General features: G+C 52.1%; 19 protein-coding genes and 1 tRNA gene. 9 read left to right on the forward strand and 11 right to left on the reverse strand.

The features are described 5' to 3' along the window. Positions 1-54: 54 nt before the first annotated feature. Together ACN0YN_RS09885 and ACN0YN_RS09890 are read right to left on the reverse strand one after the other, a co-directional pair. Entirely contained in the window at positions 55-1,272 is a 1,218-nt protein-coding gene (locus ACN0YN_RS09885) for a mandelate racemase/muconate lactonizing enzyme family protein (protein ID WP_417384840.1), read from the reverse strand. Positions 1,273-1,316: 44 nt separating this feature from the next. Beyond that, entirely contained in the window at positions 1,317-2,789 is a 1,473-nt protein-coding gene (locus tag ACN0YN_RS09890) for a M81 family metallopeptidase (RefSeq protein ID WP_417384841.1), read from the reverse strand. A gap of 166 nt (positions 2,790-2,955) precedes the next feature. Between ACN0YN_RS09890 and ACN0YN_RS09895 the strand changes: the two genes are divergently transcribed. Continuing rightward, on the forward strand, positions 2,956-3,714 hold the full coding sequence (locus tag ACN0YN_RS09895; protein WP_417384842.1) for an IclR family transcriptional regulator: 759 nt from the start codon (positions 2,956-2,958) through the stop codon (positions 3,712-3,714). Between the two features lie 7 nt (positions 3,715-3,721). Further along, positions 3,722-4,390: an RraA family protein gene (locus ACN0YN_RS09900; RefSeq protein WP_417384843.1), complete on the forward strand. Its 669-nt coding sequence runs from the start codon at positions 3,722-3,724 to the stop codon at positions 4,388-4,390. A 9-nt stretch (positions 4,391-4,399) separates the two neighbouring features. On the opposite strand, the gene ACN0YN_RS09905 is transcribed toward ACN0YN_RS09900, so the two are convergent. Further along, the gene (locus ACN0YN_RS09905) at positions 4,400-5,821 is read right to left on the reverse strand and encodes a sulfatase-like hydrolase/transferase (RefSeq protein WP_417384844.1); all 1,422 of its coding nucleotides are present in this window, start codon (positions 5,819-5,821) and stop codon (positions 4,400-4,402) included. A gap of 368 nt (positions 5,822-6,189) precedes the next feature. Here ACN0YN_RS09905 and ACN0YN_RS09910 point away from each other — a divergent pair, with 368 nt between their 5' ends. The 3 genes from ACN0YN_RS09910 (at position 6,190) to ACN0YN_RS09920 (ending at position 9,188) form a co-directional block, all read left to right on the forward strand. Then, entirely contained in the window at positions 6,190-7,437 is a 1,248-nt protein-coding gene (locus ACN0YN_RS09910; protein ID WP_417384845.1) for a hypothetical protein, read from the forward strand. A 65-nt stretch (positions 7,438-7,502) separates the two neighbouring features. Then, entirely contained in the window at positions 7,503-8,858 is a 1,356-nt protein-coding gene (locus ACN0YN_RS09915) for an NAD(P)/FAD-dependent oxidoreductase (protein ID WP_417384846.1), read from the forward strand. Between the two features lie 21 nt (positions 8,859-8,879). Then, on the forward strand, positions 8,880-9,188 hold the full coding sequence (locus ACN0YN_RS09920; protein WP_417384847.1) for a hypothetical protein: 309 nt from the start codon (positions 8,880-8,882) through the stop codon (positions 9,186-9,188). Between the two features lie 6 nt (positions 9,189-9,194). On the opposite strand, the gene ACN0YN_RS09925 is transcribed toward ACN0YN_RS09920, so the two are convergent. Then, positions 9,195-9,686 carry a hypothetical protein gene (locus ACN0YN_RS09925; protein WP_417384848.1) on the reverse strand — a complete coding sequence of 164 codons (492 nt, stop codon included), beginning with the start codon at positions 9,684-9,686 and terminating at the stop codon, positions 9,195-9,197. A gap of 134 nt (positions 9,687-9,820) precedes the next feature. Continuing rightward, positions 9,821-10,216 (reverse strand): hypothetical protein, encoded by a 396-nt coding sequence (locus tag ACN0YN_RS09930; protein ID WP_417384849.1) that lies wholly within the window; start codon positions 10,214-10,216, stop codon positions 9,821-9,823. 204 nt (positions 10,217-10,420) lie between these two features. Here ACN0YN_RS09930 and ACN0YN_RS09935 point away from each other — a divergent pair, with 204 nt between their 5' ends. The 3 genes from ACN0YN_RS09935 (at position 10,421) to ACN0YN_RS09945 (ending at position 12,698) form a co-directional block, all read left to right on the forward strand. Then, entirely contained in the window at positions 10,421-11,170 is a 750-nt protein-coding gene (locus tag ACN0YN_RS09935) for a LamG domain-containing protein (protein WP_417384850.1), read from the forward strand. Between the two features lie 157 nt (positions 11,171-11,327). Further along, positions 11,328-12,203: a HEAT repeat domain-containing protein gene (locus ACN0YN_RS09940; RefSeq protein WP_417384851.1), complete on the forward strand. Its 876-nt coding sequence runs from the start codon at positions 11,328-11,330 to the stop codon at positions 12,201-12,203. A 48-nt stretch (positions 12,204-12,251) separates the two neighbouring features. Beyond that, positions 12,252-12,698, forward strand: coding sequence for a hypothetical protein (locus ACN0YN_RS09945; RefSeq protein WP_417384852.1), 447 nt, complete (start codon positions 12,252-12,254; stop codon positions 12,696-12,698). Between the two features lie 239 nt (positions 12,699-12,937). Here ACN0YN_RS09945 and ACN0YN_RS09950 read toward each other — a convergent pair whose 3' ends face one another. The 6 genes from ACN0YN_RS09950 to ACN0YN_RS09975 all read right to left on the reverse strand — a co-directional run bounded on the left by ACN0YN_RS09950 (position 12,938) and on the right by ACN0YN_RS09975 (position 18,165). Next, a complete protein-coding gene (locus ACN0YN_RS09950; RefSeq protein WP_417384853.1) occupies positions 12,938-14,023 on the reverse strand; it encodes a hypothetical protein in 1,086 nt (361 codons plus the stop codon). A gap of 388 nt (positions 14,024-14,411) precedes the next feature. After that, positions 14,412-15,221, reverse strand: coding sequence for an oxidoreductase (locus ACN0YN_RS09955; RefSeq protein WP_417384854.1), 810 nt, complete (start codon positions 15,219-15,221; stop codon positions 14,412-14,414). Positions 15,222-15,363: 142 nt separating this feature from the next. Beyond that, entirely contained in the window at positions 15,364-15,807 is a 444-nt protein-coding gene (locus ACN0YN_RS09960; protein ID WP_417384855.1) for a hypothetical protein, read from the reverse strand. Between the two features lie 184 nt (positions 15,808-15,991). Next, positions 15,992-16,065: transfer RNA gene (locus tag ACN0YN_RS09965), tRNA-Asp, on the reverse strand. A 257-nt stretch (positions 16,066-16,322) separates the two neighbouring features. Further along, complete coding sequence (locus ACN0YN_RS09970) at positions 16,323-17,522, reverse strand: pyridoxal-phosphate-dependent aminotransferase family protein (RefSeq protein WP_417384856.1); 1,200 nt, start codon at positions 17,520-17,522, stop codon at positions 16,323-16,325. 58 nt (positions 17,523-17,580) lie between these two features. Further along, positions 17,581-18,165 carry an isochorismatase family protein gene (locus ACN0YN_RS09975; RefSeq protein WP_417384857.1) on the reverse strand — a complete coding sequence of 195 codons (585 nt, stop codon included), beginning with the start codon at positions 18,163-18,165 and terminating at the stop codon, positions 17,581-17,583. Between the two features lie 188 nt (positions 18,166-18,353). Between ACN0YN_RS09975 and ACN0YN_RS09980 the strand changes: the two genes are divergently transcribed. Then, positions 18,354-19,268 carry a formylglycine-generating enzyme family protein gene (locus tag ACN0YN_RS09980; protein WP_417384858.1) on the forward strand — a complete coding sequence of 305 codons (915 nt, stop codon included), beginning with the start codon at positions 18,354-18,356 and terminating at the stop codon, positions 19,266-19,268. Positions 19,269-19,280: the final 12 nt, after the last annotated feature.

The raw sequence follows: 19,280 nt of genomic DNA on the forward strand, positions 1-19,280 counted from the left end.
GGTTATGCGTCATAGCTATGGTCCATTCGAACTTAGAGTGGACCATAGAAACTGCTAAGTCAGCTCTGTCGCACGATACTGGTTTGTCCCCGGCGTAAACAGTTCAGGCAACCAGGCGACTCCCAACCCTGGTTTCTGCGGCACTTTGATCCGCCCCGCTTCCACTTCGATCGGCGTGTCGATCAACTGGGGATACAGTATTCGCAGGTGGGCTCGCAAACTTTCCTGCCAGGCCACATTGTTCGAACTCGCAGCGACATGTACGCCGTTGAGTAATGTCAGCGGTCCCGTGCAGTCATGCATGACCACGGGAATGTTGTAGAACTGCGCCAGCCGGGTGATGTTCCTTGTCTGTGAAATTCCGCCCACCCAGGTCGGATCGATCATCACGAAGTCCGCGGCTCTTTTTTCCAGCGCCAGACGATAGTCGTCCGGACCGTTGAACATCTCACTGACGGCGACGGGGATGCCTGCTTTGTCGCGGAAATCGGCCAGTGTATCCACGCAGTCAATCCGCAGCAGGTCCTCGGCCCACAGGATGTCATATTCCTGCAGACGTTTCGCAATGCGCAGCGCGGGGGCAAGTTGAAAGAAGCCGTGCCCGTCGATGATCAGTTCAATATTGCTGCCCAGCGACTCCCGGATTTTCTGAAAGGGTTCCAGTGCCCGGGTAATATCTTTGTGGGTGATGTGCAGCGGCCCGTTTGTTTTGTGAGCGGCGAAATCCAGTGTCCAGACTTTGAGCGCCTGATACCCTTCCGAAATCAGTGCGCGTGCCAGTTCGACCGGTTCATTCACGGCAGACCAGTAATCATTCAACGGCCCCTGATTTCCTACGGAACCATGTCCGGGCCAGGTGTGTGTCTTCTTTTCTTGATTGGCACCCCCATAAGAAGGGCCGCCACAACTGTTGTAGGTGCGAATCGATTCCTGCACACAGCCTCCGAGCAACTGCCAGACCGGCTGTGATGTTACTTGGCCGAAGATGTCCCACAACGCGAGATCAATCGCCGAGATCGCCCGCAGCTCGGTCCCCCGCGAACCGAAGTTCGTCGCCCGTTCATACAGGAACCGCCAGTGGGCTTCAATATCGAGCGGGTTCTTCCCCATCAGGTAATGCGACATCCAGTCATGGATCATCGCTGCCACCGCATGCGGTGCGTAATACGTTTCGCCACAACCAACGATGCCCTCGCTGGTATGAATCCGCACCAGCAGCAGACCGGGCATGATCGAATCGGCAATCGAAGTTTCAATTTTTGTAATCTGCATGCGCTGTCTTTCTGAAGTGAAAGAGACCTGGTGTGGAATTCAATTTAAGTGATCGGTTCAAACGGAAACAGTGGCTGACGGCGGTATTGATACTGAAACTGTTCCATATCCGCAGAGGTCACGCCCGGCGTATTGACGCGAATCAAATTCGGGCAGACCGGACTGTAAGCCGCCAGCGGTGCCTGCACACCCTTGGCAATCAGGATCTGATATGCGGCAGGTTCAATGCCACACGAAGTCAACTGCCCCAGGCTGAACGGGGGCGTGCGATGACTGTTGAGCATAATCGTCAGGCCAAAGTCGGTTTTGACGACCGCAGTGGGTCCCATATGAAATTCGGTTTTACCGCCGTGCCTGACTTCCGGTTCTTTAAAATGCCCGTCATGCACACTGACCACCGTCACATCGGCGATGAGCGGCGGACCATGTTGATCGTCGGTCTTGCCTCCCATTTTCAGCTGAGACAGACTCGCACCCGGGCCGGCGGCGATTGCCTGTTGTGCTGCTTCCGGATCGTAGAGACAGGCAAAACTGGTGGGGCCGCCGCGCTGTTTGATCGCATGTAAAATCGTCGTGCCGTCCGCCGGGGAACCCCCGCCGATATTATCCCCCATATCCAGAAAACAGACCGGTCCCTGCAGCTGTTCCGCGCGATCCAAAGCATCATCAATGCCGATCAGATGTGCCTGGAATTCATCGCGACGCTTAATCAACGTTTCACCCAGTTGGTCTGCCAGCTGTTGTGCCAGTTCCCGATCGTTGTCAGTCACGACAATGAAACCGGAACCCATTTCGTGCACGTCGGCATAAGGAAATCCCAGGATAATGCTGTTACTGAGCACTCCCGGCGTTTTCAGCATTTCATCCGCCTGGCGATAGAGTGAAACACAGGGTTCAGACGACGTATGCTGCCGTTCAATATTGATTGCCACGGGAACCAGGCAGGCGGCCTGAGTCGGTTTGACTTCCCCGTTGAGAATGCGTTGCATCAGCCGCGCCGCTTCGATACCCCGGTCCTTCTGGTCGATGTGGGGATTGGAACGGTACACAATCGTCGCGTCGCAGGCATCGATCATTGCCTGTGAGACATTCGCGTGTGCATCCAGTGTGCAGACGATGGGAAGATCTGGTCCGACAGCATCGCGGACCTGTGTCAGCCAGTATCCATCCAGATCACGGGCCCCTTCACTGACACCTGCACCATGCGGTGCGACCAGCAGACCATCCAGGGGACCTGCGTTTTTCAATTCTTCCAACATCTGTTCCACAAGAATCTGTACCGTTGACTCAGTGATTGTGCCGCCGGGAAGTGCCCGGGCGACAAAAATCGGCACCGCTTCGATGTCCGTTTCCGCCAGGCTGGCAAAAAATCCGCCAATTTCATGCGCCGCGTCTTTAAATATCGGGTAGATCGCGTCCCCGGTCGCCCGCACATCATATTCAAAATCGGACAGTTCCGTCGCCGTCTGAATAAACGTATTGGACTCGTGTTGCAACGCAATGATTCCGACACGCATCACCGGCTCCTGTAGAAAAAAATAAATTTTGGACTGCCGGAATTCCAGAAGAAAACGAGCAGTTATATCTTAAAATGGAACGCAGTATTCAGTATAATGGAATGCAGGTCTGGTTGCAAGCAGCCGGTAAATCCTCCGTTTTCCGTCTTTCTGAACGTCCATTGTCATGCTGGTTACCAAAGAAGTCACATCGCTGGGTAAGGCATTTCTGGTGCTTGAGGTGCTGGCTTCCGCGGACGGACCGCTGGCTCTGCTGGAAATGGTACAGGAACTTGGACTGCCTAAACCAACCGTGCATCGAATTCTTAAAGAACTGGTTGAAATGGGATATGTGAGCCGCGTTGAGAAAGGCATGTACCAGATTACGCCAAAACTGAGGCGGCTGGCTTCCGGTTCTCTGGAAGACCGATTAACGGAGCAGGCAGCGCCCCTGTTGAGGGAACTGCATGAGCAGACCGGGGAGACCGTCAATCTCGGCGTTTTGCGAGGCACCCATGTTCGTTACCTGACAGTGCTGGAGAGTACTCATCCTTTAAGACGGATTGTCGAGCCCAGCAGCACCGATCCGTTTTATTCCACTTCCCTGGGCCGTGCGATCACTTCACAATTGACGGATGATGCCTGGGATGCGTTGATCGCGCGAACTCGACTGGTCGCTCGAACGACGGAGACCGTCATCGATACCAGACAGCTTCGTAAAATTCATCAACAGACTCAGGCCGACGGTTATTCTGTCGAGCAGGATCAGAATGATGTGGGCGTCACCTGCATCGGAGCGCCACTCTATGAAGGAACGCAGATCGTCGCTGCAATCAGTCTGAGTGTGCCAACCGCGCGTGCCGATGCGAAAGCGCTGCAGCGGTTTATCAAAGCCGTGGTGCGGACGGCGCATCAGATTTCTTTACAACTTCAACCCCAGACATGAGACAACCATGAATCAGCCACAACCGGAAACGATTACTCTCGACATGATGCGGGAGCATCTGCACTCAGCCATCATTTGTGATGCACTCGATTCGCTGGGTTATACGAATCAGTCGCCGCGTAAAGAACTGCTGCCGATGACGGTGGAATCGGTCGTTGTGGGACGCTGCAAAACCAGTCTCTGGGCTGACATGTACCACGTCGATCCGAGCCCCTACGAGTTGGAACTGAAAGCGGTGGATTCGATCAACGCCGATGAAGTGTTTATAGCCGCTGCCAGCGGTTCAATGCGATCTGGCATCTGGGGGGAGCTGCTGTCGACCGCCGTCAAACATCGAGGTTGTACCGGCGCCATCATTGATGGTGCGGTTCGCGATGTCAGACAGATGCGATCCATGCAGTTTCCCGTCTGGGCCGTGGGCACTTCTCCTTATGACAGTAAGGATCGACAGCGCATTATCGACATTGATGTGCCCGTGGAAATCGGCGGCGTCTGCTTTGCGCCCGGCGATCTGGTCTTTGCCGACGTGGATGGCATTGCCGTCGTGCCACAGGCGGTCGAAGCGGAAGTGATTCAGTCCGCCTGGAAAAAAGTGCACGAAGAAAACACGTTCCGCGACAGCATCAAGAATGGCATGTCGGCGACGGAAGCCTTCGCGAAATACGGGATTTTATAATCTCAATCGCTAATCCGGTTTCGCAGGGTTCCACCAGGCATCCAGTAACCGTCGCAGTTCTGCCAGCGACGCGGCGGACTTCGGATCGTGGATGAGGTTCTGCGTCTCACCCGGATCGTGTATCAGATCAAACAGCACGTCGCCGCGCGTGTAATCGTTCCAGGTTTTCCCCTGCGCGTTCGGGTTGTGCGAAGTAATCAGTTTCAGATTTCCTTTACGAATCCAGCGGTGTGCGACTTCGTGTTCCGGCTGGTTTAATGCTTCCGCATCTCCCGGAAACACCTCACCATACACGGCTCGATCTTCAGGCAATGTTGTTTCACCGCGCGCGGAAGGGAGCAGATTCACTCCCGGCAGCGCGGCTGCCTGTTTCCCCTGCCCGGCTGCATGCAGCAGTGTCGGCACGATATCAATACTGCTGACCAGCGCTGTATGCTTGGCTGGTTTAGTGTGTCCGTCCCAGCGGATCAGGATGGGGGACCGCAGACCATCTTCGTAGGGAGAGCGTTTACTCTCTTTGGTGTGATGAAAGTTCTCGCGTGGCTTCATCGGTTTTTCACCCGGAGACCAGCCGTTGTCGATGACGAACAGAAACAGCGTATTCTTCGGGTCGGCCTGCTGTTCCACGAACTGAACCAGTTCACCCACGGTATCATCGAACTGCGAACAGCTCGCGTAATACGCGATCTCATTTTTCGCCACACGCGGATTGTTGCGATACCGGTCGAAATACTTGCGGGGTGAATCGTGAGGCTGGTGAGGCAGATAGGGCGCATACCAGATCAGCCACGGCGTTGACTGTTGTTCGCAGTCCTTGACGAAATCATAGATCGGCTGCATCGTCTCCCTGCCGATCTTCAAGCCCCAGTCCCCGTTGCCGTGCGCCGCCAGTTCTCCGCTGGCCAGTTTGCGGTTCCCGCCGAACGACTGTCCGGGAACCGGTTTAAAAATGGTCATCCCGTCTGTGAAGCCGGCATTGCGATAGTGGCCTTCCCAGAACTTGCCCGTCTGCAGACAGCGATACCCGTTCGCCGCCAGAATGCGTGGCAGTGTGTCGACGTTTTGAATCAGTCGAAACGCCTGGCTGCGGGTCGACTCGTATTCCCGGCGTGAGGTCATTTTGTTGAAGGCACTGTTCCCTGGAGGCGGATGATTGTAGTGAATCCCGCTCTGATGCGGATACAGGCCGGTCAGCAGGGTCGCCAGCGAAGGACTGCAGACACTGGTTGGCAGATAACCATTCACGTAGCGGGCCGATTGTACTGCCAGCTGATCGATGTGAGGCGTCTGGATTTCTTTGTTGCCCATGAAGCCGAAATCGCGGAACGTCTGATCGTCTGAAATAATCATCACAATATTGGGAGAACGCGCCGGTTCTGCTGCGGCCAGCTTCCCCTGACTGCCGAGGAAAACAGAGAGGGTCAGGATCACAAAAAATAATTTCCTGAATTCAGATAATACATCGCTTGGAAGGCGCTTCATCGGCTCGTGTCTCTCCACAATGAAATCGAGATGGTTTCCAGTATTTCAGCATAACTTCAGGTGGAAGGACTGTCATTCCGAATCTGCGTGGCGAAATTCCACTTTCGCCGCAACGCCATTCCGCAGGAGGCAGCCCGACGGCCTGTGAAAAAAATGAAAAGAAAGCAATACAAACATTACAAAATCGGATTGGCGCGGTAACATAACACCTGCTGCAGTCTATGAAATCGAATCAGGAAGTCGTGTGGGCTGCGGTTCCTCTCAGGTTTCCAAGCCAAAAATCAAACGCGTCACAGTTTCAGGAAGGGAAGATTCCAGTGAGCATCAATACATTAGAGTATCAACCGGGCGGCGACAAAAAAAATTCGGAGTTTTTTGAAGACTACCGGATGAAGATTTTCGAACGCCGTATCTCCAGCGGCATCGAAGATCTTCTGGGGACGATGCGGGGGATCGTACTGCAGGTGGAAACGGGTGAAGTCCTGCCTTATCTGCATGAACTCTATCTGATGGGACCTTACCGTTTTTCGGCGGCTTTCCGAAATAATACGCACAATGTATACATCCTCACCTCGCATCCCGATTATCCGCGGATGTTCATCCTGGAGCCTCTCGACAAGGACTACTCCGACGAAATCACGATGTTCAATCGGCTCTATCCGCTCTCCAGCAAAAAACCCAACGCCCGTTACATCGGTGAAATCTTCAGCACGAAAGATGTCAACGAAACGCGGAGCACGCTCGAATCTCATAGCGTGCGTTTTAACTACCACCACGAAACCAAAAATCCGTTCTTCACCGACGCCCATTTTGTATTCACCTTCCCTTCCGATTTCACCTGTAACCGGGTGGGCTACACACAGGAAGACATCGACGACTACGATGTACTGCAGCTGGGAAAGCCATTCGAACTGGCACCCGAAGTCATGGAGTCGCTGAACCAGGTGCTCGCGTTTGGCGAAGCGCATCAGCTGAATAAACTCGTGCTCGGCGTCGACCACCTGGCCACCCGGATTCTGGCCGGCGAGCGGGAAGATGCAATCCTCGAATTTCTGACGATGTCCAACCATTACTTCTGGGGTGCTTATAACATTTCAGAGATGAACTCTTCCACAAACGTGACGCGGAACGGTTATGTCGATAACGATAAGAAGTCACCCGCGAAAGTTTTCACCGCGAACAACACCCCTTCCTTTGTGAACTCGTTTGAAAATCTGCCGATGCCTACAGAAGACTTCGTCCGCAATTACGGACGCCGTCTGCATCACGTCGCGTATGAAGTGCTGGACGGCGATCATCGGGGAGGCGAAAAGAACGTGGACTACGTTGTGCAGACGCTCAAAGATAAAGGCATCCCGTTCCTGGCGCATGTCGTTGGAGAATGTCTGGATGAACCCAACCTGAAGCAGATTTTCTCCAAGCACTCCCAGTATTCGATTCTGATCACCGAGTATGTCGAACGCTGTCATGCCTACGAGGGCTTCTTTACGAAGTCGAACGTCGCTGCTCTGACGGAAGCCGCCGGCAAAGACGAACGCTATGATCACGGGCACGTTTTCGACTGAGAGTCGGCGCCTGACGTCTCCCGGAATTCTGCGCTGCTCTACTCACTTCAGAAATTGAGATCACTATGAATCAGACTTCTAAGGACCTGCCACGGATCGTCATCATCGGAGGCGGGTTTGGCGGCATTAATGTTGCCAAAGCATTTAAGAATGAAGCGGTCGAAATCGATCTGATTGACAAGCGGAATTACCACCTGTTTCAGCCACTGCTGTATCAGGTGGCAACGGGGGAACTGGATCCGGCGAACATCGCGGCTCCCATTCGAAAGATTCTCTGGAAGCAGAAGAACGTGCACGTCGCTTTAGGCGAAGTCACCGCAATCGACTTTGATAAAAAGCTGGTCTGCTTTGATGGCGGCGAACTCGATTACGATTACCTGGTGATCGCCACCGGTGCCCGGCAGTCTTATTTCGGTCACGATGAGTATCGAGTCCACGCCCCCGGATTGAAGTCCATCGATGATGCGCTGGAAATCCGCAGGCGGCTCTATCTTGCGTTTGAAGAAGCGGAATGGGAAGCCGACGAAGAAGCCCGCCGCAAAATTCTGACGTTCGTGGTTGTGGGGGGCGGACCAACGGGAGTCGAACTGGCCGGCGCGATCAAAGAAGTCGCCTCGGAAACTCTGCCTCGCGAATTTCGAAACATTCACTGTGATATGGCCCGGGTCATTCTCGTTGACGGCGGTTCGCGGCTGGTAGGTCCCATGCCCGAAGATCTGAGCGCCCGTGCGCAGAAGGTGCTGGAAAAGATGGGGGTCGAAATCCATCTGAATGTGCACGTGACCGACGTGACGGAAGATGGCGTGAAGATCGGCGATGAGACCATTAACGCCGAGAACGTCTTCTGGGCGGCAGGAGTTCAGGGACAGGATCTGGCGAAAACACTGGATGTCGAGGTGGATCGAGGCAGTCGGATTATTGTGGGGCCTGATATGTCGATTCCCGGGCGTCCTGAAGTCTTTGTCATCGGCGACGCTGCGCATGCGACGGATGCCAAAACCGGGAAGCCGGTGCCCGGACTGGCGCAGGGAGCCATTCAGACCGGACGTTTCGTTGCAGAGATCATCAAGCAGGAAATCAACGGCAACGCACCAAAAGAGCGGCCGCAGTTCAGTTATTACGATAAAGGTTCGATGGCGATGATCGGACGCGGTAATGCCATCGCCGCGATCGGCAAAATCCATTACGGCGGCATTCTGGGTTGGATCTCCTGGAACATTCTGCACGTGATGTTCCTGGTCGGCTTTCGCAACCGCTTTAAGGTGATGCTCGACTGGTGCTGGAACTACATTTGGAAAACCCGCCGTTCCCGATTAATTACCGGCGATCCGAAAGTCCACATCAAACAACTCTATTCCGATCATCAGCCCCCCGATGTCAAATCGGGCTGGAGAAAAAAACACAAATCGGAAGAATCCTGAACTTCAGTTACGGAGCCGACAATGCTGAAATATCTGATCGCTGCCATCGCGGCAGGTTTTTTAATTCTGGCGATGTTCGGTTTCATCTGGAAAACGGAAGGCGAGATGCGCCAGTTGGCCCGGGAACAGGGTTGGGAAATCGAACAGGATAGGGGCACCAAACTTCCCGGCGGTTTACTGCAGCGAATCTCCATCGCCAATCTGTTGAGAACGTATTCGATTCCGATTTCCGTCCTGCTGGTGGGACTCTGTTTGGGTGTTGCTTTCTGGATGGGAGGTGGCAGTGGAAGTACAGACGTAGCCAGACCTGATGTGACTGAAGAACCTTAAGGTGAATCAGACTCCGAGATGCAGTACAAAGTGAGAACCGATGGAAGCCTGTCGGGCAAATTCATGTAGCAGCGAAAGTACTTCAATCAGCCACGATTTTTCAATCTCAAGGACTTCATAGTAGCCACCTGCATGAGTGAGGTCTGCTGAATCCACGGTCCAGAGGCCAGTCAGGTGTATGCGATCGGGAGCACCTTGATAGAGTTCCTTGAGATGAAGCAATATTCGTTCCCACTGCTCCGCTCCCTGTCGGTTGACGATGGTTGGCCCATAGTAATTCAATCCGCAGCCGGCTTGCTGCTCACTGTTGAGCGCAGGGTTCAGTGTGGGAACCCAGTTGAACCAGTCGTGAAAATAGCGGAGCACATCATCGGGAACTCGAACGGGGGCATCTTTTCGACCCGCTAAATCACCATAGTCGGCATAAGCGCGAGAACCTTCTGCAAAAATCCAGAAATCATGATAAGGCCCGGTGGGCGGAACGGGTTTGTGACTCATTGGTTTTCAGAAAGTTCGTTTATACCTGCTTCATCTTTTTGCCTGCTGCGAATGACAATCAGGATAGAAGCAGCCAGTGAGAGTATTACAGCATGATGCCGCCAGCTATCCTGTAATCAGTCTCTTGTAGATGTTCATTTTGATTTTCGCAACGCTTCTCTTACAGCGTTTTCTCCATACTGATCAATTAACAATTTGATAGCCGTTTTACATTCCGAATATCCGGCGTTTTTTGCGTCCAGTTGCAGTTTAAATTGTTGCATCAGAGAATCCGAATAGGGATCAGGTTCGTCTCGAAATCCATTTTCCAGGAATTGTGCCTTACAATGATCCCATCCTGTGCGATGTGCCTCTAAATACATTTTATGGGCATCCCTCTGTTCCGGTGCGTCGTGTTTGGGATGAAACGTAGCATGTTGCGGAATGGATTCCGGTATGTTAACAACATAATTCAGCGCGATATCCGGCCGATCATCACAGCCCGGTCCCAAAGATAACAGCAGGAGAAAAACGGTAACCTGTTTCAGCATGATTCACCTCGTTTTCTGCCAATAAAGCAGCAGAGGATAATCGTTGTAGCATAGAACTTTCTCAAAAGACTTCCCTTTCTCTGGCGCAGGTTCGTGGATTTCCTCATGAATTTCCGTTTTCATCTGGCATCACCGACCAGAATCAGGCTACGATGTTTGTTCAGTATGTTCTGCCTTGTCAATATTTCAGAAGGGAGCTGGAAAATGTTTGTTCGCCCTTTGTTTCTGATACTTTGTCTCTTGCTGCCTGTTCACTTTACTCTGTTGTCTGTACAGGGGGAAGACAATTCCCAGCCAGAAGCGGGTAAATCCAGTCTGGAGTTTCAGGGCAAAGGCCAGGTGGTTATCCCGAAACTGCGATATGACGGCGATCATCCGATTACCCTGGAAGCCTGGGCCAAGCCTGAGGCGCGGGATGACAATTATATTCGAGCGTCCGTGGTGGCCAATCTGCAACTGGCGGGGGTGGGCATTCATTATTCGGGCGGTCACTGGATGATGCACATCAACGAAGGTCGCAAGTCAAACGCCGGTTATGCTTCGGTTGTCTCTGATGCACTGGCAGAGAATGACAAACCGGTGCATCTGGCCGCCGTTTACGATGGCAAAAATGTTTTACTGTTCGTCAATGGGAAGAAGCAGGAGTCCGTTAACGAAACGACATTAAAGCATGTGGCTTCTCCCCACGATTTCATGATTGGCGCAGATCCGAACGGTAAAGGGTTGCCTCACCAGTTTTTTAAAGGTGCCATCGACGAAGTTCGCATTTCCAAAGTCGCCCGCTATGCGGAAGACTTTGAACCCGCGCAGCGCTTTGAGCCGGACAAGGATACCCTGGTACTCTATCACTTCGATGAAGGGACCGGTGACGTTGCCCACGATGAGTCGGAAAATCATTATGACGGCAAGATTAAAAACGCCACCTGGGTGAAACAGATTATTCCCGAGCCCTGATCAAAAGTCTGGAGGTGGCGTATTCTGTAGTATTGATCCCAAGCACGCAGCAAAAAAACGAGATTTCCTGAATTGCATCAGAATCTTTGAAACAAATTCCTCCTGGCTTACGTCTCTTCTGAAAAAGTTCCCGGTTTCTCATTTCAGGAGTACTGCCATGCGACGCTCGTTTCCGGTTTTATTGTCTACCCTCTTGATGGTGAGTTGTATCCCGTCCCTCGTCTGGGGCATGGGAGAAGAGACGTTTGGCAATAAACCGTTGAATGCGCTGAATTACAGTGACTGGCCGGGGATTGTGCCCGTCATCAATCATGAGAGTCGCGTCTATTATCTCTGGGTCAATGGCAATGAGTACGCTTATTATCGCGGCGATATGGATGCGTTGAACGATGTCCTGCAGAAGTTTGCCGCGACGGATCAGAAACAGCATGAAGTCGTACTGCGCCCCGGCCCCGCTTCGGCAAAGTCATTTCGAGCGACACAGACGATTCCCTATCAATGGGATCTGCATCTGGTAGGCGGCATTGCCCGGGCGGTGGCGAAGAAAGACCAGGGGGAAAAAATCTGGAACCCGTACCCGATGCTCAGTATTTATGTAGACGAGACGATCCCGCTGGAGAAACTCAAAATACCCGCCGGGGTCACGCTGCTGGAATTAGCCGATCTGGAAAAACGGTTTTCCGAAGCGCTCGTCAGTACCGATATTACGGTGCGCGGCTGGGATGCCGGTCAACTGGCGAGTCTCAATCCTTACAGTACCAGAAATATGAATGCCATCGCAAAGCTGCTGGATGACAAAGAAGTCTGGGTTCGACTGAATGCCGCCGGCGCACTGGCGGCCTTTGGAAAAAAAGCGACTCCCCTGCTGGCTGATTTGCGCTCCCGGCTCAACACTGATGATGCCGCTTTGAAAAAACGCCTTGAAGAAACAATTAAAATCATTGAAACCGCAGAGGATCAATCCGAAGCGGAACAACAGCATCAGCAGACGCTCAAACAGATCCAGCAGTTTCTGAAGGCTCAGAAAAAATAACGCTCGGAATTGTGAGCATTGCTGGTTTCTAGAACGGGGAGAGAAACGATGTCGCTTCGTAAACAATTCACGCTGCTGTTCAGTTTTCTGGCACTGATGTTGATGGTGCAGGAGGCCCGGGCGATTGAGTTTGGAATCGGTCAGTCGAAAGAAGAACTCGGACTCAAATATGAACTGTCCGTCACCGATCATGGGACCGGTCGTGTGACCGTGGTGCTGGATATTACCGATGAAGGGAAACTGAAACCGATCAATTCGATTTCGCTTTATATTCCGTCTGAAGGAAAAACGGGGCGCCCCGATCTGTCGGTCTCGCTGGCCACCAGTACGGTTGACGGAAAAACCAGGGTGCGGGCTCACATGAAAAAAGAACTGGCTGAACGTGCCCAGTTACAATTGAAAACAAGGAGCGACCCTCGGACCGGAAAGCCGACACCACTGACCGGATATTATTTTTCCATTCACGTTGATGAATTTATGAAAGATCAAAACTAGAGCGCGTCACATTTAACTATAACGTCTTTCAATCTAATATACTCGGACCAAATGGACTTGGAAACGCTACAGTAAAACTGGACACGGTCTAAAAGTTTGACTGATTTATAAGATCAGTTGTCCGCGCGCAAAACTAAGCAGGCCAGCAGAGGGGCATCTGCTGGCCTGCTTCAAGAGCAATACTTCACTCCATCATTCAGTATTGCGGTCAGGAAATAGTTCCTTGTTTTTCAATTCAATTAGTCAGCGACACCAGCACCAATTCCAGCACCGATGGCTGCACCCTGGTTACCACCGATCGCTCCGCCGATGCCGGCACCAATGGCGGCACCACGTCGTTGATCACGGTTCAAACCACGGTAACCACTTCCCCAGTTGCCGTTATAGCCATTTCCCCGGTTGTTATAAAAACCGCGTCCATAACCACGACCGTTGTAGTAACGATTTCCTCGGTAGAAGTTTCCATAACCATTATTGTAATAGCCGGGGTTGTAGTAAGAACCTCCCTGGTAGTAACTTCCGTCATCGTAATAGTTACTGGACTGATAGTTTGCATCATCCTGATAATAATCCTGGTCCATAGGCTGACCGGGACTACGGTAGGTTACAGGATCAAATGGTTCCCACTGACCATTCGTGTGAATTAACCAGGCACCCTGTTCGGTCTTGTACCACCAGTGACCATTGTGGTGACGATATCGGGCACGGGTTGCATCATCGATATCCAGATGAGCGGTTCCCTGTCGAACAAAATCGTCGATTTCAACGCCGCTCTGATTTTCGAAAGTTTGAGGGCGGTTCGTCTGATGACGTTGTGGCTGATTCAGATCAACGTCTGCATCGCCCTGAACTTTCCCCTTCATCTGGACATTACCAGGCACGTTCTGAATGGCACCGTCTGCAGCATCAGGTGTCTGAGGAGGCGTCTGCAGGTTGGGAGCAGTTCCCTTTGCTTTCGCATCCACATCGGCATCCAGCTGTGTTTTGGGTTTCAGCTGTGAATCCGCATCCAGTTTTGATTTGGCGTCCAGATTTGATTCAGTGTCCAGCTGGTTGTTGTTCAACTGAGACTTGGTATCCAGATTGGACTTGGCATCCAACTGATTGTTCTTCAGTTGTGACTGAGCATCCAGTTGAGACTTGGCATCAATCTGTGCGTCTTTACCCGGCACTTTCGGTGCTGGATTAGTGACTTGGCCTGCGGCCTTGGACTGTGATTCCAGTGCAGCGCCTGCTCCATCCAGAGGAGACTGGGCAGACAGCATTGCAGGACTGATTCCCAGAACGGCGGCAGCGGCTAACAGTTTTATGTTTCGGCGTAACATTTCATTTCCTTCCATATTGTAGTTTCGTATTAAAGTGGTTTCATTCCTGGCCACGATGGAAGAGAATTGCAAAGGCTATGCCAACTTCAAAAATACCCCCAAAAAAGGCGAAAATTGGCTAAAGTGCGACAGGTTGTCTGAAATGGAAAGCAGATCTGCTGATTGTCGATCACACAGCTGGATGATCAGCGAACAGCTCGCTCTTAAACCAGCCAGCAATGTGGGAAGTCGTCCCTGAATGGATCACGATTGCTCATGTTTCATACTGATGTATATGTGACAGGAACGCGCACCTGCATGTTGAGACTGCCGTCACAGTAATTAGCACGGTGATCTGATGAGATGAGAAGTAGAACTCAGGCTTTGGGGAAGGCAGGAAGAATAAACTCTACTTCATCTGACTGAGGACAATCTTATCGAACAGTTTATCGCTGAAGAGTCGTTTGACCCGGGGGAGCAGTTTGGCATCCAGCGTTGTTGCGTAGCGGGTTTTGGGCTTTTTCGCTTCGATGGCTTTGATTACCGCGTTCGCAGTACTCTCTGGCCCTGGGCTTTTTGAATAAAGATCGCCGGTGAATTTGCGAAAGGCGGCAACCAGCGGTTTGTAATCTTCCGCGTGGTCCAGGCTGTCCAGCGTGGCGAATGCGACTTCGTCAAATTCGGTTTTGACGGCTCCCGGTTCGATCACGACGACATCGATCCCCAGCGCTTTGACTTCCATCCGCAGCGCATCGGAGAAGGCTTCGACCGCGTGTTTCGTCGATGCATACCAGCCCAGCACCGCGGTCGAGACGTGGCCGACGACGGACGCAGTATTGATGATTCGACCGGAGCCCTGTTTCCGCATCTGCGGCAGCACCGCCTGTACGAGGCGGCCCATGCCGAACACGTTGACATCGTATTGACGCTGAATCTCTTCCAGGGGAACATCTTCAATCGTGCCATACGAACCGTAGCCCGCGTTGTTGAACAGCACGTCAATGCGCTGCTGTTCTTCGATCACTTTCGCGACACCTGCGTTGACCGATTCGGTATCCGTCACATCCATATGCATGATATGCGCGCCCAGGGATTCCAGGTCGCGCATCTTCTCGACCCGACGGGCGGCGGCATAGACGGTGTACCCTTTGGCCAGCAGTTTTTCCGCAACCAGTTTTCCGAATCCGGCGGACGCTCCTGTGATTAATACCGTTTGCATGGTGTTCTGACTCCGTTCATGTACCTGGTTCGATGGATTGATGATCCGAAAGCAGCGGACGAATCAGATTCGAATCGTATCAGACACGGGTATACTGTCAATTGAGGTCTTGGGAAGTGAGCGTGTTCTGCCGCGCATTCATTCAGATGGAATCTCCATACGTAATCACATCGTCTTGTCCATCGTCGTCTGCGCCTGGTTGATCTATCCCCATGCTTTTGATTTTTCCTCTGATGCTTTCCGGATAATATTGAACTGGTGTCATTTCTTCCCAGTGAAAGTAATTTTGATTCGTTCCCTCCCCTTGATCTGGTTCAAGATTACCTGCTCGAAATTTCACTCGGTGGATGATCCAACCAAATTCACGTGCAAGTGCCTCCCGCGTCGCCGTTCCCCAGAGCGAGTGGCTTTCTGAATCACCCGGATCATTATAAGGCGAGGGAAAGATTTCCAGATCATCGGCAAGTTCGTTCATCAGGTGCATGACTTCGTCACAACTCTGGTCTGGTTGCAGATGGATGGAAAAATCTATCAGGGGTTTTCCGAGTGTCGCCAGGCAGACAAGAAAGGATTTTTTTGATTTCATGACGATTCACAGTATCTGGAAATCTAAAAGCAGGTTGATACGAACTTAATGTAGTGAGCACTCAACCAGAAATCACAAATTGATAAGCGAGATGAAGTATCAATCTCCCGATTCTGAAGTGGGATCAGACTCCTGGCGCACAAAAAAACGCTCGCTGTCAAATATTGACAACGAGCGTTGTAAGCGAGGCCGACGGGACTTGAACCCGCAACCCCCGGATCGACAGTCCGGTACTCTAACCGATTGAGCTACGGCCCCTTACAGGTGGTCGGAAATTCTAGGCGATCATTTTCTCGATTGCCACTCATTCGACACAAAATTCGTGAGAATGTTCGAAAAATTCTCCACTCGAACACAGACGCATGACGTCCTGTTCTTTTTTCACTATACCGCGACTTTCATCGGACAGCAAGTCATATGAGAGTCGTATCTTAGGAATCGGAAATCCAGGCCGGACTCATTAATAAAACAGCCTGCGATTCCTGTAGAAATCGAAAGTTCTTACTGACTTGAGGTCAGGCTGTAATTGTTGTGCGGTAAAAATCATTTGCAGCAGCTACGCCGGCACCGGGAGTCAGCTGATAGCCGGCCTGTAACAGGCATTGCTCCAGAGCCGCCAGAAACAGCAGCACATGTGAAGTCTGGCTGCTTTCTCCCATCAGACCAATGCGCCAGGTCTTGCCTTTCAGAGGTCCCAGACCACCGCCAATTTCAATGCCGAACCGCTGCAGTAACTGACCACGGATTGTAACATCATCCACGCCATCGGGAATTTTCACGGCGTTCAACATCGGAAGTTGATCGCTTTCGGCGACCGCAAATTCAATTCCCATCGCCTGCAGACCCGCTTTGAGGGCGCAGTGATTGGCATAATGACGCGAATAGCGGTTCTCCATGCCCTCTTCGAGTACCAGGCGTAATGCCTGATGCAGCCCGAAATTCATGTTAATTGGTGCAGTATGGTGATAGGCGCGTGAATCGCCCCAGTAGGAACGGACCATCGACATGTCCAGATACCAGCTGGAAACTTTGGTTTTACGTGCGTCCATGGCGGCGACCGCGCGCGAGCTGAATGTCACGGGAGAGAGTCCGGGAGGACAGCTCAGACATTTCTGAGTCCCACTATAAGCAGCGTCGATATTCCATTCATCAATTTTCACCGGCATCCCTCCCAGGGAGGTGACACAATCGACGAGCAGCAGCGCATCTGCTTCATGCACGGCTTCTGAAATCTCTTTGAGCGACTGGGCAGCGCCCGTGGATGTTTCTGCATGCACGATGCCCAGCACCTTGGGTTTCTCTTTCTGCAGCACATCAATTATTTCTTCCACTGAGAAGACTTCACCGAACGGGCGATGAATCTGCACCACTTCCGCACCGATACGACCTGCGACATCAGCCATGCGGCCGCCAAAGACGCCGTTCGTACAGACGACGATTTTATCTCCCGGTTCGAGCAGATTGACCACGCAGGCTTCCATTCCCGCACTCCCGGTGCCACTGACGGCGAGAGTGAGTTCGTTCGTGGTGTGGAAAATGGTCCGCAGCATATCCTGAACTTCATCCATCACCTTCAGAAAATACGGGTCCAGGTGACCGACTGTGGGTGCGCCCAGCGCTGCCAGCACACTGGCGGCAACATCGCTGGGACCAGGGCCCATCAGGATGCGTTGGGGAGGATTAATGGGGGGATGCAGATGATGTTCAATAGTCATGAGAGTGGTTCTTTATGATTTGAAGTGCTCAAAAAAGATGGATTTCCCTGATTGGCGTCTACGGTTTTTCTGTCACCAGTTTGCTGATCTGTTTGAATTCCGGAGTACCGGCGACCTCACACCATTCAAACAGAATCGATTCCGTTGTGGTGATGCAGGCTCCTGAGTTTTCCATGCGTTTGATTGCCATTTCCCAGTCCAGCTGGTTCCGACTGGCAATCGCATCTACTGGAATGATAACGCGATAACCGGCGGCTAACAAATCCAGAGCCGTCTGCTGCACGCAAATATGTGCTTCAATTCCAGTCAACACAATTCGGGTGCGGCTGTCGATGGTATTGGCGGCCGTTTCCCAGCCTAGACACGCGGCGGCACTGAATCGCAGTTTTTCCCGGGGTGCAGGCAGTAATTCTGCTAATTCGGGTACGGTGGCTCCCAGACCTTTGGGATATTGTTCGGAACAGTGTAGCGGGATTTCAAACAGGCGGGCTGCCTGGAGCAGTTGGCGGATACGATACGTCAGGTTGCTGGCGTCGGGGATGACCGGGAGCAGTTTTTCCTGAACATCGACCACAACCAGCTGACATTCCTGATGCGACAGGAGATCAATGCTGCGCGGAATTAAGTGGGGAGACTCTGACATGAATAGACCTGACTCAACTAGGAACCTGAAAGCGAAACCCGAACCGCGATATATGAGAATTGAGAATGCCGTGATGTTTGCATGGTGTGCTGGTTTCAGGCACCCTGTCTGCTTTCGAATTCAACCCGGCATTGGTAAAATATGTTTCCAGTTGTACCCTAACAAAATCCGAACCAGTAGTGAAGCATATGAACCATCTGAAAAATATCACATTGGTCAGGCGACTGGCTGTTCCGGTCGCTTTTTTGTTTTCCACGTTCATCGGGCTGAATCAGCTGTCAGCAGAGAAAAAACAGGATTCTCCCACTGCTGAGGCCAGCCAGAAAACTGAGTTGCTGAAACAGTTCGTCAAAGAACTGGTGCCGATCACTCCCGGTAAAGGAAAGTTTCCTCAGACGTTTCAAATGGGATCGGCGAAAGGGGAGGCTGCAGAAAGACCTGTTCATAAAGTTACAATGTCGGATGATTTCTGGATGAGTCGGTATGAAGTCCCCCAGAATCTGTATCTGGCCGTGATGGGAAATAACCCCAGTCGCTGGAAAGGCCCGCGCAATTCTGCGGAAATGTTTGACTGGAAAACCGCGAATGAATTCTGCCGGAAACTGACTGCTGAATTAAGGAACGCGAAACTGATTGCGGCGGACGAAGAGATTCGACTGCCCAGTGAAGCCGAGTGGGAGTACTGCTGCCGGGCCGGGACAGACACGGAATACAGTTTCGGGGATCAGGCTCAAAAAGCCGGAGATGAGGGAAAACTGGCTCGTATTCTGGACGAATATGCATGGCATACTGGGAATGCAGCCGGTAATGATCCCCCAGTCGGAGCCCTCAAGCCCAATCCCTGGGGGTTATACGACATGCACGGTTACCTGTGGGAATTCGTTTCAGATCCCTGGCATGACAGTTATCAAAATGCGCCCGCGGATGGCAGTGTCTGGGGTACTGTGACAGTTGATCAGCCCATTGTCGTGCGGGGAGGCAGCTGGATGGACCGATACGACCAGTTGCGATCCGGCTTTCGAAAGAAAGAGGCAGCAACTTCAGTCAGTCCTGCACTGGGGTTACGTTGTGTGAAGGCAAAAGTGAAAAAATCGGAAAACTAGGCCCTGCGAATT

Origin of the sequence: Gimesia sp., assembly GCF_048260065.1 — a bacterium.
In the GTDB taxonomy this organism is placed as follows: Bacteria; Planctomycetota; Planctomycetia; order Planctomycetales; family Planctomycetaceae; genus Gimesia.